At 44.9% G+C, this 14,826-nt stretch carries 11 protein-coding genes and 4 tRNA genes; 3 read left to right on the top strand and 12 right to left on the bottom strand.

Annotation, left to right across the window (positions count from 1 at the left end; translation table 11 throughout):
* Nucleotides 1-61 precede the first annotated feature (61 nt).
* The 10 genes from AB4405_RS08810 to uvrY all read right to left on the bottom strand — a co-directional run bounded on the left by AB4405_RS08810 (nucleotide 62) and on the right by uvrY (nucleotide 9,458).
* Complete coding sequence (locus tag AB4405_RS08810) at nucleotides 62-1,306, bottom strand: carboxynorspermidine synthase (RefSeq protein ID WP_372060473.1); 1,245 nt, start codon at nucleotides 1,304-1,306, stop codon at nucleotides 62-64.
* Complete coding sequence (locus tag AB4405_RS08815) at nucleotides 1,306-4,209, bottom strand: pyridoxal phosphate-dependent class III aminotransferase (RefSeq protein WP_372060474.1); 2,904 nt, start codon at nucleotides 4,207-4,209, stop codon at nucleotides 1,306-1,308. The genes AB4405_RS08810 and AB4405_RS08815 overlap by 1 nt, the downstream gene beginning before the upstream one ends.
* A 512-nt stretch (nucleotides 4,210-4,721) precedes the next feature.
* Complete coding sequence (locus AB4405_RS08820) at nucleotides 4,722-5,438, bottom strand: riboflavin synthase subunit alpha (protein ID WP_102470504.1); 717 nt, start codon at nucleotides 5,436-5,438, stop codon at nucleotides 4,722-4,724.
* A gap of 144 nt (nucleotides 5,439-5,582) precedes the next feature.
* Nucleotides 5,583-5,658 (bottom strand) — tRNA-Gly (locus AB4405_RS08825).
* A 32-nt stretch (nucleotides 5,659-5,690) separates the two neighbouring features.
* Nucleotides 5,691-5,777, bottom strand: a tRNA-Leu gene (locus tag AB4405_RS08830).
* 97 nt (nucleotides 5,778-5,874) lie between these two features.
* Nucleotides 5,875-5,950 (bottom strand) — tRNA-Gly (locus AB4405_RS08835).
* 37 nt (nucleotides 5,951-5,987) lie between these two features.
* Nucleotides 5,988-6,061 (bottom strand) — tRNA-Cys (locus AB4405_RS08840).
* A 314-nt stretch (nucleotides 6,062-6,375) separates the two neighbouring features.
* A complete protein-coding gene (gene pgsA / locus AB4405_RS08845) occupies nucleotides 6,376-6,930 on the bottom strand; it encodes a CDP-diacylglycerol--glycerol-3-phosphate 3-phosphatidyltransferase (RefSeq protein WP_102470503.1) in 555 nt (184 codons plus the stop codon).
* A 48-nt stretch (nucleotides 6,931-6,978) separates the two neighbouring features.
* The gene (gene uvrC / locus AB4405_RS08850) at nucleotides 6,979-8,814 is read right to left on the bottom strand and encodes an excinuclease ABC subunit UvrC (RefSeq protein WP_372060475.1); all 1,836 of its coding nucleotides are present in this window, start codon (nucleotides 8,812-8,814) and stop codon (nucleotides 6,979-6,981) included.
* The gene (uvrY, locus tag AB4405_RS08855; RefSeq protein ID WP_102470501.1) at nucleotides 8,814-9,458 is read right to left on the bottom strand and encodes a UvrY/SirA/GacA family response regulator transcription factor; all 645 of its coding nucleotides are present in this window, start codon (nucleotides 9,456-9,458) and stop codon (nucleotides 8,814-8,816) included. Before uvrY ends, uvrC begins: the two co-directional genes overlap by 1 nt.
* Nucleotides 9,459-9,932: 474 nt before the next feature.
* On the opposite strand from uvrY, the gene AB4405_RS08860 reads away from it, so the two are divergent.
* Nucleotides 9,933-12,311, top strand: a complete 2,379-nt coding sequence (locus AB4405_RS08860) for a DNA polymerase II (RefSeq protein ID WP_372060476.1) — start codon at nucleotides 9,933-9,935, stop codon at nucleotides 12,309-12,311.
* Between the two features lie 32 nt (nucleotides 12,312-12,343).
* On the opposite strand, the gene AB4405_RS08865 is transcribed toward AB4405_RS08860, so the two are convergent.
* Nucleotides 12,344-13,123 carry a nucleotidyltransferase domain-containing protein gene (locus AB4405_RS08865; protein WP_372060477.1) on the bottom strand — a complete coding sequence of 260 codons (780 nt, stop codon included), beginning with the start codon at nucleotides 13,121-13,123 and terminating at the stop codon, nucleotides 12,344-12,346.
* Nucleotides 13,124-13,328: 205 nt separating this feature from the next.
* On the opposite strand from AB4405_RS08865, the gene yeiP reads away from it, so the two are divergent.
* Both yeiP and AB4405_RS08875 read left to right on the top strand, forming a co-directional pair.
* Nucleotides 13,329-13,895 (top strand): elongation factor P-like protein YeiP, encoded by a 567-nt coding sequence (gene yeiP / locus AB4405_RS08870; protein ID WP_372060478.1) that lies wholly within the window; start codon nucleotides 13,329-13,331, stop codon nucleotides 13,893-13,895.
* Between the two features lie 4 nt (nucleotides 13,896-13,899).
* A complete protein-coding gene (locus AB4405_RS08875; RefSeq protein ID WP_102470497.1) occupies nucleotides 13,900-14,217 on the top strand; it encodes an HI1450 family dsDNA-mimic protein in 318 nt (105 codons plus the stop codon).
* Between the two features lie 152 nt (nucleotides 14,218-14,369).
* Here the strand turns inward: AB4405_RS08875 and AB4405_RS08880 are convergent, their stop codons facing one another.
* Nucleotides 14,370-14,756: a DUF2750 domain-containing protein gene (locus tag AB4405_RS08880; RefSeq protein ID WP_102470496.1), complete on the bottom strand. Its 387-nt coding sequence runs from the start codon at nucleotides 14,754-14,756 to the stop codon at nucleotides 14,370-14,372.
* Nucleotides 14,757-14,826 lie beyond the last annotated feature (70 nt).

Below are 14,826 nucleotides of genomic sequence, written 5' to 3' on the forward strand. Positions count from 1 at the left end.
TACCGCAAAATGCGCCAGCTCATCATCGATGAGTCACGCATTTTTCGATCAGCAACCCTGATTATTTTAGGATATGAATATCCGGCTGACCGACTTCAAGCTCTTGAACGTGCCAATCAAGACCAATCTCAGGCATTGTTGCCAAGAATGGGTCCGGATTCAGTTGCTCCATATTAAATACGCCAGCATCCGCCCATTCACCACGGAAGTATTGAAGTGCAGCCGTTATAGCCGGTACACCGGTGGTGTAAGAAATCGCCTGATGTTCAACATCTTCATACGCGACTTCGTGGTCGGCATTATTGTAGATAAAGACACTGCGCGCCTTACCGTCTTTGGTCCCTTGCACCCAAGTACCAATACAAGTCTTGCCAGTGTAGCCTGGAGCCAGTGACGTCGGATCAGGTAGCAGGGCTTTTAATACGTGCAACGGGTGAACTTCCGTACCATCATGCAGCGTAACAGGATCAGGGCTAAGCAATCCAATATCACGCATACAGTTAAAGTAATTGAGATAGCTATCACCAAAACCCATCCAAAATTCGATACGTTTTGCTGGGATGAATTCCTGCATAGAGCGAACTTCATCGTGCGCCATTGAATAGACTTTATGCTTACCTACTAATGGGAAATCAAACTCAAGCATACGAGAATGACAGCCAACTTGTTTCCACTCGCCATTTTCCCAGTAGAAAGAATCCCCTTGAATCTCAAGCATGTTCGTTTCAGGATCAAAGTTGGTAGCAAATTTCTTACCATGATCGCCTGCATTCACATCCATCACATCAATAGTATCTATCTCATCGAACAGATGCTTGACAGCGTAAGCGGCAAATACACTCACGACGCCTGGATCAAAACCAGCACCGAGAATGCCGGTAATACCCGCGTCTTTGAATTTGTCGCGGAAGCCCCACTGCCAATCATAGGCTTGTGGTACTTGCTGGCCTTCTGAGCACAGATCAACCGCTACCGACGTATCAAGATAGGAGACCTTCGCTTGCAAGCAGGCTTCCATAATGGTGATGTTTACCCACGGAGGGCCCGCATTAATAACAAGATCAGGTTGTACGTCTTTAATTAGTGCAACTAAAGCCTCAACGTCATCAGCGTTGACAGAGCGCGCTACCAGCTTTTTACTCGCATCTTGAAGGTTATTTTTGCCCTTGATGGATTCAATGATTTTTTCACACTTCGCGACCGTGCGTGATGCAATCGTAATATCACCCAACACCTGGTTGTTTTGCGCGGCTTTATGAGCAATAACCCATCCAACACCACCTGCGCCGATTTGTAAAACTGCCATTATTTGTTTCCTTTTGTCACTAGCTCAAGGGCTAATTGATTAATATTATTGAGTAACGTTTCAAAATGAGAAAGGGTTAAACACGGGTTAAGTATTGTGAACTTAAGGGCTGATTGCCCCTTTACAACGGTTTCCCCTAGAACCACAACACCTCGAGTGAGCGCTTCTAATCTGATGATTTTATTCAGTTGGTCAAGATCCTCGACCTCATGATGTGCCGCTCGGAACAAAACCGTCGACAACGATGGCGTCGCAAGCAGTTCAAAGTTCCCATGCTGTTTAACAAGTTGAGCAACGTCTTGAGCCTGCTCAATGAGATGATCAACCATCTCACCTAACGCTGCGGGACCGACGCTTTGCATGGTCATAAAGACCTTCAATGCATCAAAGCGCTTAGTTGTCGTGATCGATTTATCGACAAGGTTAGGTAACTCATCATGCTCTCGGTTAAGGTAATCAGCATGGTGCAAAAGATACTTAAAGTTGCTTCGATCTTTGATCAAAAGCGAACCACAACTGATGGTTTGATAAAATAGTTTATGGAAATCAACGCTGACCGAATCTGCTTTTTCAATGCCTAGCAATTTGGCTTTGTGTCCACTTAAAATCAGCGCGCCGCCGTAAGCACCATCAACATGAAACCACATATCGTGAGCGGTCGAGATCTGCGACAACGCTTCAAGGTCATCAATCGCCCCATGATCCGTGGTGCCTGCCGTTCCAACTAACGCAAAGGGGATTAGTCCTTGTGTGATCAGCTGCTCGATATCCGCTTTCAACGCATCAACTTGAATCGTACCATCTTCGTTGGTCGCAACGCAGTGCACCGCCTTTTCACCCAAGCCAAGCAAAGATGCCGACTTTTGTACCGTAAAATGGGATTTGTCTGAACAGACGATACGCAGCTTATCCGCATAGTGCGGTAAGCCTTGTTTTTGTATCGAGTGATCATTGATCACATCAGTAATACGGTCGCGCGCGAGCAGCAAGCCCATAAGGTTACTTTGCGTCCCGCCACTTGTGAAGATACCGTCGGCTTGCTCGCCCAGCGAGTATCGTTCACAGAGCCAGTTCAATACCTTCTGCTCGACATAGGTTGCCGAAGACGCTTGATCCCAAGAGTCCATAGATTGATTCAACGCCGCAATCATAGATTCAGCGGCAATCGCCGGCATCAAGGGTGGGGTGTGAAGGTGAGCGATACAATCAGGGTGCTGGGTAAAAATAGAATGGCGAGCAACAAGATCGGCCGTATCATCGACAACGGCTTGAAGGTTGTGATTATAGCCATCCAAATTGACGGCGTTGATCGCCGCTTCCAATTGCTGAGGGTCAAGCGCTGAATACGGGGCGTGAGTTTGCTCAAAGACTTCTTTCATTGCCTGAGTAGTATGATTCATCACTTGAGAAAACTCAGTGCTGCCATTTGACCCGGTATGAACAAAGTGTTTCTTCCAAGTTTGGCGCTTGGCTTCTTGCTCACTCTTTTGTCCGCCGCCTGCAACAATGATCGCTTCTTCAATCACCCGCAAAGCAAAATCTATCTGTTCGTAACTGATAATTAAAGGAGGGAGCAATCGAATGACCGATCCATCACGGCCGCCCTTCTCTACCATCAAGCCTCGCTCTAGCGCCGCACGTTGAATGGCTAGAGTCAATTCGCCATCCGCACACGGCTCATCAAATTTATTGCGCTCACCCGTTGGTCGAACAATCTCCAAGCCAAGCATCAGGCCTTTACCGCGAACCTCTGCTATACAGTTGACGCGACTTTGAATGCGCTCTAGGCCCATACGTAAGTATTCGCCGGCGACATTGGCATGTTCAACCAAGTTGTCTCGCTCAATGATCTCAAGTGCCTTCGCGCCCGATACCATCGCGAGTTGATTACCTCGAAATGTCCCGGTGTGTTCACCCGCTTGCCACGTATCAATCTTTTTATTAAAGACCAAAAGTGACATAGGCAGACCACCACCAATCGCCTTAGAGAGACATAATATATCAGGCGAAATACCGGATTCTTCAAACGCGAACCGATAGCCTGTTTTGCCCACACCGCATTGGATCTCATCGAGAATCAATAAAATATCGTGTTCATCACAAATGCGTCGTAGCGCTTTAAGCCAAAACGCAGGCGCTGGAATCACACCACCCTCACCTTGCACAGGTTCAACAATGATCGCAGCAGGCTTCATGATACCGGCTTCGTCATCGTTAAGAAGTCGCTCAATATAGCGAATGCTCTGCTTCGCTCCAGCATCCCCTCCCAAACCAAACGGACAGCGTAAGTTGTATGGGAATGGCATAAAATGTACATCCGACATTAAGCCAGTGCGGCGGGCCTTTGTCCCCAAGTTCCCCATCATTCCCATCGTACCGTTGGTCATACCATGATAAGCCCCTCTAAAGGCAAACATGGTGTTTCGGCCTGTGGTTTGCTTTGCCAGTTTTATTGCCGCCTCAACGGCGTCTGCGCCAGAGGGGCCGCAAAACTGAATCACTGAATTGTGAGCAAAATCAGAAGGAAGGAAGGATTTCACCCGCTTAATAAACGTGTCTTTCGCGACGGTGGTAATGTCGAGCGTTTGGTATGGAAGGCCAGAATCAAGCTGCGCCTTAAGCGCCTGGTTGATCTCTGGATGGTTATATCCCATTGCTAAGGTGCCCGCACCCGCTAGGCAGTCGAGAAAGATTTGTCCTCGAGTATCTTCAACGAGCGCACCATGTGCACGTTTAATGGCAATGGGAAGACGTCTCGGATATGAACGAACATCAGACTCATGCTCGGCCTGATCAAGTAATACCTGATCAGGGGAGAGATCATAAAGGCCGTCAAGATGGGGCACGTGCGCTAATATTGACGCGGCGAATTCTGTAGATTCGATTTCGAATGCTGTACTCATTTGTGTAACCTTGATATTGCGTGGGTTCTATTCCCAACAAAATAGATAGCAAAATACGCCCCATCTGAACCTTCAGATGTGACAAAGCGCTAAACGGATAATTCGGTTTAGGCGAATTTTTACTCTATAAGATCAAGGCTCTGTAATATTGCTGTTTGCGCGTACGACACAAATAGGAAACAAACACTGTACGAATACAGTATGAGAGAAGGAGTGAGAGTTAATAAGTTTCAATGTTGGGTTTCCCTTAAACATGCCGCTTGGCGACAACAGTATCCCGTCTATTGATTGTATGGATAATCAATACCTACCCTACGTAATCCCGTTATTTGAACGGCACGACGCGTATCCCCCAGAATCGCTCCGAGATTGCGCAGAAAAATACCATAAAACTGATTCTGCTCGCAACCGTTTATTGATGTATTGAATAGTTAGCAGTCCAGGAAATGAAACCGATAGAATAACGCCGTAACCTGCTTGTTACGGCGTTATTGGTAACACGATGCATTGGTTTATTTTTTGTTAGAAAGGCTTTGCGTAGTATGTTGGCCAATTACGTCAACGTCGACGCCTTGTTGTTCAAGAAATTGTTCAAACATCGGCAATAGTGGCCCAAGCGTTTCTTTAATGGTATCCCGAACGGTGTCGACAATCACCTGAGTGCCACGCTCAATCTCGATGTTAACGCAGTCATTGGCTCCTTTATGTCCAAACGTCGTCATTCGCAATGTTTCAGGGATCAACCAAACGTCAAACCAGTTGTCTTTCTTATCCACCTCAGACACCGTCAAACTAGCGCCATTAATGGCAATATAACCTTTAGGAAACACATAAGGCTTCCATTGCTCGGGCAAGCCAAAGCGAATGCGATAGTTGTCTTCTTGCTTAAGTATGTCTACAAGCTCCGTTTTAAAATCAACGTGACCAGATAAAGGATGACCGCCAATTTCTGCCCCATCTTTTGCTGCACGCTCAACATTAATACGCTGCCCTTGCGTGAAATCACTCAAGGTCGTGATTGCCAAGCTTTGTAGCATCACATCGAAACTTGCTCTGTTCTCATTAATTAACTGCGTCACCGTTAAACAGACTCCATCTACCGCAACACTAGCTCCAATTTCCAGATCAATGCAAAAGCCGGGCGCAAAGCCAATCTCAAACGTGCGGATACCGTTGAGGTCTGTAATTTTTTCGATAGTGGCGACAGATTGAATGATACCTGTAAACATGGATACTCCCTGGCGAATAAAAAGCGGATTGGTGCGGGACATAATTGCAAAAAGAATCGAGAAGATAAAGAAAGATTTAGACGTAGATTCAGATGATAATTAAAAACCAAAAAGCCCTAGCATTTCTGCTAGGGCTTTTTAAAATGGAGCGATACATCGGGTTCGAACCGATGACCTCAACCTTGGCAAGGTTGCGCTCTACCAACTGAGCTAGTATCGCATTGCTGTAATCACTATACAGACTTTAATAGATGGTGCCCCGGGCCGGACTTGAACCGGCACAACGCGAACGTCGAGGGATTTTAAATCCCTTGTGTCTACCAATTCCACCACCAGGGCACGCAATTTCTTGCGATGCGCCAACCAATGTACTCTTTTAATAAAGAGTGGTTAAACACCATCTGTGTCTTATCGCTTTCGCCATAAGATTTTAATTTGGAGCGATACATCGGGTTCGAACCGATGACCTCAACCTTGGCAAGGTTGCGCTCTACCAACTGAGCTAGTATCGCTTTTTCATTCTTCTAGCTCATCAACTGAGAAAGAGAATGGAGGCGCCTCCCGGAGTCGAACCGAGGTCCACGGATTTGCAATCCGCTGCATAGCCACTCTGCCAAGGCGCCTTTTTAACTTCTACTCTTAAGGTTGCTTTGAGCAGTTCCTCTTGAGTACGGGATGCATTTTACGTAATCGGACAAATGAGTCAATAGTATTTTTTTATATTTTGAATCGTTTGCCTAATAAACATTCAAAAAAGGTCGATTTGCTCAATTTAGTAGCATAAACATGCAGATTATTTACTATTTAACTTTGATTTCAATTGAGACAAAGTAAGAGCCTGCAAGGTATCGCTTACTTAAAATCCAAATTAGTTGATGCTCATCGCTTCTACGTATATTTCAGGCATGAAAAAGGCGAGCACTTGGCTCGCCTTTTTCTAATCTTCGGAATTCAACAAATCATCTTTTGCAGCAGACAGGTATTGCATCATTGACCAGTAGGTAAGAATCGTTGCAATGTACAACGCAACATAACCGACCCAAATCATCCAGTCATCATAACGCCAAACCAACACCCACAACGCAAACATCTGCATCACTGTTTTTACCTTACCGACCCAAGACACTGCGACACTTGCACGCTTGCCTATTTCAGCCATCCACTCTCTTAATGCTGAGATGATAATTTCTCGTGCAATCATGGTCACCGCGGGAATGGTAATCCAAATGCTATGATAATGCTCAGTGATCAATATCAGGGCCGTCGCCACGAGAACTTTATCCGCAACGGGGTCGATAAAGGCACCAAAACGAGACGTTTGGTTTAGTTTCCTCGCCAGCATCCCATCCAACCAGTCAGTAAAACCAGCGACCCAAAATATCATAGCGGCGGCAAAAGGCGCCCAACTATAGGGCAAGTAAAACGCCACGACGAATACAGGGATGAGAAACAATCTCAACAAAGACAAAATGTTAGGTATATTTAAACGCATATAATTATCAGCTCTTTTCTACTGCATCTTTATGTTGCGGGATTTTTACTAGTGTTTCAATGCTTGATGAATGTTTTCTGCCAAAGAAATGCTAATTCCCGGTACTTTGGCGATTTCTTCAACAGTTGCTCGCTTCAATTCTTGTAATCCCCCCATATACTTAAGCAGGGCTTGCCGACGTTTAGGTCCAACCCCTTCAATTCCTTCAAGTGGGCTGGTTCTTCTCGCTTTTCCGCGTTTAGCGCGATGACCTGCAATGGCATGATTATGGCTTTCATCACGAATGTGTTGAATCAAATGCAGCGCTGGCGCATCACTTGGTAGATTAAATTCGTTACCTTGCGGTGTAATTAGGGTTTCTAAACCTGGCTTACGGGTGACGCCTTTCGCGATACCAATCAGCAATGGTAGCTTCGGCCACTCCCCCCAATATTTAGAGACAATATCCACGGCTCGATTGAGTTGTCCTTTGCCACCATCAATAAAAATAATATCCGGTATCTTATCGACATCTATTTGCTTTGAATAGCGACGTTCTAGCACTTGCCCCATAGCAGCATAGTCATCACCTCCGGTGATGCCAGTAATATTGTAACGGCGATACTCTTGCTTTACCGGCCCTTCTTGATTAAAGACAACGCACGAAGCAATGGTGTTTTCTCCCATCGTATGGCTGATATCAAAACATTCCATGCGGGTAATACTGTCGAGTTTAAAGACTTTTTGCAGCGCTTTAAAACGCTGGTTGATCGTCATTTTATGGTTAATTTTGGTGGTAATAGCGGTTAATGCATTGGTATTGGAAAGTTTTAAATACTGACCTCGAGATCCTGATGGTTCAATATTGAAGGTGACTTTTCTACCGGCTATTTCTGATAATGCACGTTGCAGTTCATTTACCTCTTCCACTAACCCATCATTTAGGATGATCCGAGTTGGGATGGTGCGAGATTCACTTTGATTCAGGTAGTACTGACTCAAGAAGCTATAAAAGACCTCTCGCTTGTCAGTGTTATTCGGTATTTTAGGAAAATGGCTGCGACTGCCTAGAATTTTTCCTTGTCGAATCATTAAAATATGAATACAAGCGACGCCATTTTCTTGAGCATAACCCAGCACATCCATATCATCGTCACTGTCTTCAGATACAAATTGCTGCTCTTGCACGCGACGAATAGCTTGGATCTGATCGCGATATTTAGCCGCATCTTCAAATTTGAGCGCACGGCTGGCTTCATCCATTTTATCAACCAAAATTTGAAGCACATGCTTGTCTTTCCCTTTGAGGAATAAACGGACATATTCAACAAGCTCTTGATACTCTTCATCAGAAATAATGCTACTGACACAGGGCGCAGCACAACGGCCAATCTGATACATCAAACACGGCCTGCTCCGGTTCGCATAGACCGAATCCTCACACTGACGTACCGGAAATATCTTTTGGATAAGATGTAGCGTCTGTCTGACTGCCCCAGAATCTGGATAAGGGCCAAAGTACTCTCCCTTTCGTCGCCGAGCACCACGGTGAAGCGACAATCTGGGATGTTTGTGATTTGAGATGAGGATGTAAGGATAAGACTTATCATCACGCAGTAATACATTGTATTTGGGTAAATACTGCTTGATATAATTGTGTTCGAGGATGAGGGCTTCTGTTTCTGTATGCGTTACCGTCACATCAATTTTGGCGATATGGCTCACCAAGGCTCGCGTTTTTTCGCGATCGACCTTTTTGCGAAAATAGCTCGCGAGGCGCTTTTTAAGGTCTTTTGCCTTACCCACATAGATCACAACCGACTCAGCGTCGTACATACGGTAGACGCCGGGTTGGTTAGTGACTGTTTTTAGAAAAGATGCTGAATCAAAAATGGGTTCTGACACTACAAGGTCTCAGTATCTAACATTCCATGTCGAATCGCTAAGTGAGTCAGTTCAACATCACCAGTGATATCAAGCTTACTAAACAAACGATATCGGTAGCTGTTAACAGTCTTTGGGCTTAAGCTGAGCTGTTCAGAAATATCCGTTACTTTTTGTCCTTTAGTGATCATCATCATGATCTGGAGCTCTCGCTCGGATAAGTCTTTAAACGGGTTTTCTGAAGCTGACGAGAATTGGCTCAACGCCATTTGCTGTGCAATTTCAGGTGAGATATAACGCTGACCGCTGTTGACCAAACGGATAGCATTAACCATTTCATCAGGTGCTGCGCCTTTGGTTAGATAACCCGCTGCGCCCGCCTGCATAACTTTCGTCGGAAATGGATTTTCTGTATGTACAGTTAGTACGATGATCTTAACATCTGGATTGTGGCGTAGAATTTTTTTTGTTGCTTCTAACCCACCGATTCCAGGCATGTTCATATCCATTAAAATAACGTCGACATGGTTACTTCGACACCACTTTACAGACTCTTCACCACTGTCAGCTTCCCCTGCTACATTCATACCACGGACGTCTTCAATAATACGTCGTATCCCTGTGCGAACCAGTTCGTGATCATCTACAAGGAAAATATTAATCAAACTTGTATCTCCACACTTATCAAATTGGCTCTGCGACCACTCAAGGTTAGTGGATAGCAGCTAAGCTGCGTATCATATCGCAAATTATACAAAAAAGCTTTCGCGCATATCGTGCACGACCGCAAACTTTAGCCAACACATTACGATGAAGTTGTCAGATCGTCAATCATAAAAACTTAAAAATCATTAGGTTACAAAACATACAAAGGAAGCCATTACCGGCGTAAGCTCACGTTTTATCACAACAAATTAATGGCTTTCACTATGAAACCACAACCACATGATTATCTGTTAATTGACAAAAACTCGACACAAGTCACTATTCAAAAATGCCCATCATTTTTGTAGCTGAGTGTCTTCATTGTGATTTTCGCTCTTCCTTGAGCTTTGATACACTAAAATAAAATGGCTTTTATCAGCCACTGATTATTTTACAATATTCAGTTAAATCGTGATTGCGTAGGAAATACCTCATTGGATATACAAACTGGCTTTCTCCTTACCCGCCAAGCGAGGGATACCCGTTCCGGACCTCAAATTGAACTTTGGCTCGCCACAGAACAAGGCCCAACGCAGTTATTAATTCACGACCAACGTCCACTGTTTTTTGTTCTACAAGAAAGTGCATTGGCTGTCTCCGAGCGCGCGTGCGCTCTGGCTATAGCGGTATCCAACAACCCAGTTGCACTTATGAGCTTTGCCAGTGAGCCACTTAACGTTGTTTATTGCGATTCTATTGCAGAATCTCGTAAGCTCGTAGAAACATTAAAAGCCCAAGATATTCTGGTACTTGAAAGCGATATTAAACTCGCCGACCGATTCCTAATGGAACGATTTATTCAAGGCAGCATGGCGTTTACCGGGCGCCGTAAAGTCATCAACTCAGGGCAACCCAATCAATTTGTTCAAATCACAGATGCCAAATGTAAAGCCGCAGATAACGCACCGAACCTCAACGTATTATCTCTTGATATTGAGTGTTCTGATAAGGGGCAACTCTATTCTATCGGCCTAGATGCAGCCAATGACAGCCGAGTGATCATGGTGGGACAGCCTCAAGACTCGACAACAACAATCCAATGGGTAACTGACGAAAAAGCCTTGCTCATTGCGCTAAACCAATGGTTTAAGCGTTTTGACCCCGATGTGATTGTAGGCTGGAGTGTTATCGATTTTGATTTTAAGCTCTTAACCAAACGCGCGGAATACCATCATATCGCACTCAATCTCGGCAGAAATGAACAGCGTGTATACTTCCGCACACTGACCTCTAGCCAACAAAGTTTTATCACGATTCCTGGACGCGTCGTACTGGACGGCATCGATACACTTAAAACCGCTACTTATCACTTTCGCTCATGGGCATTGGAAGCCGTTTCGCAAGCACTTCTCGGGGAAGGAAAAGCCATCCATAACGTTCACGACCGCATGGATGAAATTAATAGAATGTTTCGTGAAGATAAACCTGCCTTGGCAAAATATAACCTGCAAGACTGTGTGCTGGTAAATCGCATCTTTCAAACCACACATTTACTTGATTTTGCCATTGAGCGCAGTCGACTCACTGGCGTAGAGCTTGATCGCATTGGGGGCTCTGTTGCCGCTTTTACCAACCTTTACCTGCCACGCTTACATCGTGCCAACTACGCGGCTCCAAACCTACACCCAGAAAATTGGGTCGCGAGCCCTGGAGGCTACGTGATGGACTCAATACCTGGTCTATACGACTCTGTATTAGTTCTCGATTTTAAAAGCTTATACCCCTCTATCATCCGTTCTTTTTTAATTGACCCTATGGGACTGATTGAAGGATTAAAGATCGATGTTGGCAAAGACAACAATCAAGCCGTAGCAGGATTTCGTGGTGGTCAATTTCATAGAACTCAGCATTTTCTTCCAAACTTGATTGAAGAACTATGGAAAGCTCGAGATGTCGCTAAAGCCAATAATGAAAAAGCGTTTTCTCAAGCAATAAAAATAATCATGAACTCTTTTTACGGCGTTTTGGGTTCATCAGGCTGTCGCTTCTTCGATACTCGCCTCGCCTCTTCGATTACCATGCGCGGTCATGAAATAATGAAGACAACTAAATGGCTGATTGAACAACGAGGGTATCAGGTCATCTACGGAGACACTGACTCCATTTTTGTTTCACTTAATGACCGTTTTGCCAACGACAAGGCCGATGCCATCGGAGGCGAGCTTGTTGAACAGATTAATGAGTGGTGGACAAAGCATTTGCGTGATGAGTTCCAACTCACCTCTATTCTCGAGTTGGAATATGAAACGCATTATGGAAAGTTTCTCATGCCTACGATTCGTGGCTCAGAAATGGGCTCAAAGAAACGCTATGCCGGGTTGCGACGAACCGCACAGGGCGAGTCTTTAATATTTAAAGGGTTAGAAAGTGCGCGTACCGATTGGACACCGCTTGCGCAAGAGTTTCAAAAGCAGCTCTACCAAATGGTATTTTCAGACCAAGACCCAGACGCTTACATTCGTGCTTTTGTCGAATCCACCGCAAATGGTGAATATGATCACAAGCTAGTGTACCAAAAACGTTTGAGACGAAAGCTTCATGAGTACGTTAAAAACATACCGCCGCAAGTCAGAGCAGCTCGAATGGCTGACCAAATTAATCAACAACTTGGTCGACCATTGCAATACCAAAATAAAGGACGTATTGAATATGTGTTCACGGTCAATGGTCCTGAGCCGAAAGAGTACATTACCTCGCCCATTGACTATCAACATTACATCGATAAGCAGTTACGCCCTGTCGCCGAGGCCATTTTGCCTTTCATTGGCAAAAATTTTGATGATCTTAGTGCACCTCAAATGGGGCTCTTTTAAATACTGAAGAAACCCGCTTTCCCTGTGTTTCTTCAACCAATCCTAAACTCGGTTCTCTTGTACTCTTTAATGAGCCAAGCCCCGAAGTCATCAAGTAGCCCAACCACCGAACGTTTTGGAATAGCTCGTGGTCCGAGTAATATCTGGAGCCGCTCCACAACCACTTTTTGGTCTGGGTAGTAGCGAAGAAAGTGCTCTCCGCATTGCTTCGGTTCATCGCGCCAGATTTTTGTTTTGTGCATCACCACGCCATAAGCGGCTCTAAGCAGCTTTTTAGACATAAAACGCTGCGCTTTCAGCAATTCCTTTTGGGTTTGAGCGGTCGCAACACGATGGCGAACTATAGGCAGTGCCTGCGCTATGTCCATATTCCATTGTTTGGCAATTTCCCAACTGGGCACATAATCACCAAAACATTCCGATAGGTCATCCCCTAGTACACACACACAACATTGCTTAATCAAAAAGCCCCAGGTAAACAATGCCTCTAAAGAGGCGACTTCACTGACCACCGTCCGCCGAATTAGCACGCCATCGATAAAAGGGAAATCTTTTTGAAAACGCCAGTTAATCGTATTGAGCAGTTTGAGCTCACTACTTGAAAATGGCTGATGAGTGACCACTACAACATCAAGGTTTGAGAGACCAGGAACCGCCCTTCCGTATGCCACCGAACCATAGATATACACGCTGTGAAGGTTGCCACGTAACCCACTCTTCAAGCACGAGAGAAGATCGTTGATAGCGGGCTGATAATGCGCCTGAGGGATAGACTGAGCGTCGTTGTTAATTGCTGGCACTGACTGTTTCATTTCAACTTGAGAATATGGCCAGTGTACGTTCGCATCGACTCAGATTCAAATAACTTCAAAGATCTAATCGACCACGTCGTCGTGAGGACTTTCTCACGCCACCCCTTTATTGAGCAATCTAACGGGTCGAACGAACTTGGTTCTTGAGCAAAGATAGTATTCGGTCGTATAATCAGCTGTCTAATTAAAACGAAGGAAAAATTTCATGCCAAAGGCAAGTGAGCTTAAAAAAGGTTTTGCGATTGAGTCAAATGGTAAGACGTTGCTAATTAAAGATATCGAGATTACGACCCCTGGCGGTCGCGGTGGTGCAAAAATCTATAAACTGCGCTGCACAGATTTAGCAACTGGCTCAAAAATCGAAGAACGATATAAGTCTGATGAACTTGTTGATACCGTTGAAATGAACAAACGAAACGTAACGTTTTCTTATGTAGATGGTGATGAGTACATCTTTATGGATAACGAAGACTACACTCAGTTTACGTTTAAACAAGACGAAATTGCGGATGATTTGTTATTCATCAACGAAGATACGCAGGGCGTACAAGTTGTCTTGATTGATGGCAGAACTGCAGGTTTAGAGTTACCTTCATCCGTCGAATTAGTTATTGAAGAGACAGACCCATCAATCAAAGGGGCTTCTGCTTCTGCTCGCTCTAAGCCAGCACGCTTTGCGACAGGTCTTACTATTCAAGTACCTGAATACATTGCAACAGGCGATCGCGTTGTGATTAACACCACTGAACGCAAATACATGAACCGAGCTTAATATTATGTCAGAACTCATTTCATACGACGACGTGATCGATGCCGCCTACGACATTTTTTTAGAGATGGCACCGGACAACCTAGAAGCAGTAGACGTTATTCTGTTTACTGCTCAATTTGAAGACCGTGGCGCTGCTGAACTCGTGGAGACCGGTAGCGATTGGCCTGAGCACGTTGGCTTCGCTGTGGACGAAACCTTTGCCGAAGTCCGTATTGGCCTTGTCAACGAAGAAGATGATGCGCTGGATGATGTCTTTGCTCGCCTTCTCGTCAGCCGTGATCCAGACAATAAATTCTGCCATATCTTATGGAAGCGCGACTAAACCGTTTTAGTACTTCTTCATCTTAGGTATTGAAGGTAAGGTACACGATTAAAATCGCCGTCTCATTAGAATGCAAAAAGCTCAGCCTAGGCTGAGCTTTTTTCTAAATGGGGTTTGGCGACCGCAGGGTGTACTACCGTTTGACCGTCAACCTAGCGTGTTTTTGACGCTTGTTTTTTGAGTTCAAAATCAAACTCATCAGGGAACATTACTACCCCTTCTTCATTTTGATTTGGAAATACCACGACAGCCAGTTCATCGTCTTCCAAGCCTGTCGTCCAGCGACTGTGCCATTTGTTCAACGAGATAGACTCAGCTTTACACTCTGACCACTCACCTGTTGCCCACTGCTCAGCAAACTCTTGATTTGGCCAAACTGGCACACAGTCTTCTTCTTCTGTGTTTAACATCACGCAGCCATGCTCGTCGGTAAGAATCCAGATTTGACGCTCTTGCGTCATTGTCTTCACGCTATATTTAAAGCGCTTTTCTTCGTCGTAACGCACAATTTCTTCGATTTGATTTTGCTCTAGTGCCATGGTTTCATGCCTTATATAGAGTGTTACTATTGGTACAAGCTTATACCTAATAAAAAGCCCTAGCACTAAT

Source organism: Vibrio sp. 10N.261.51.F12 (assembly GCF_041471725.1).
Taxonomy (GTDB): Bacteria; Pseudomonadota; Gammaproteobacteria; order Enterobacterales; family Vibrionaceae; genus Vibrio.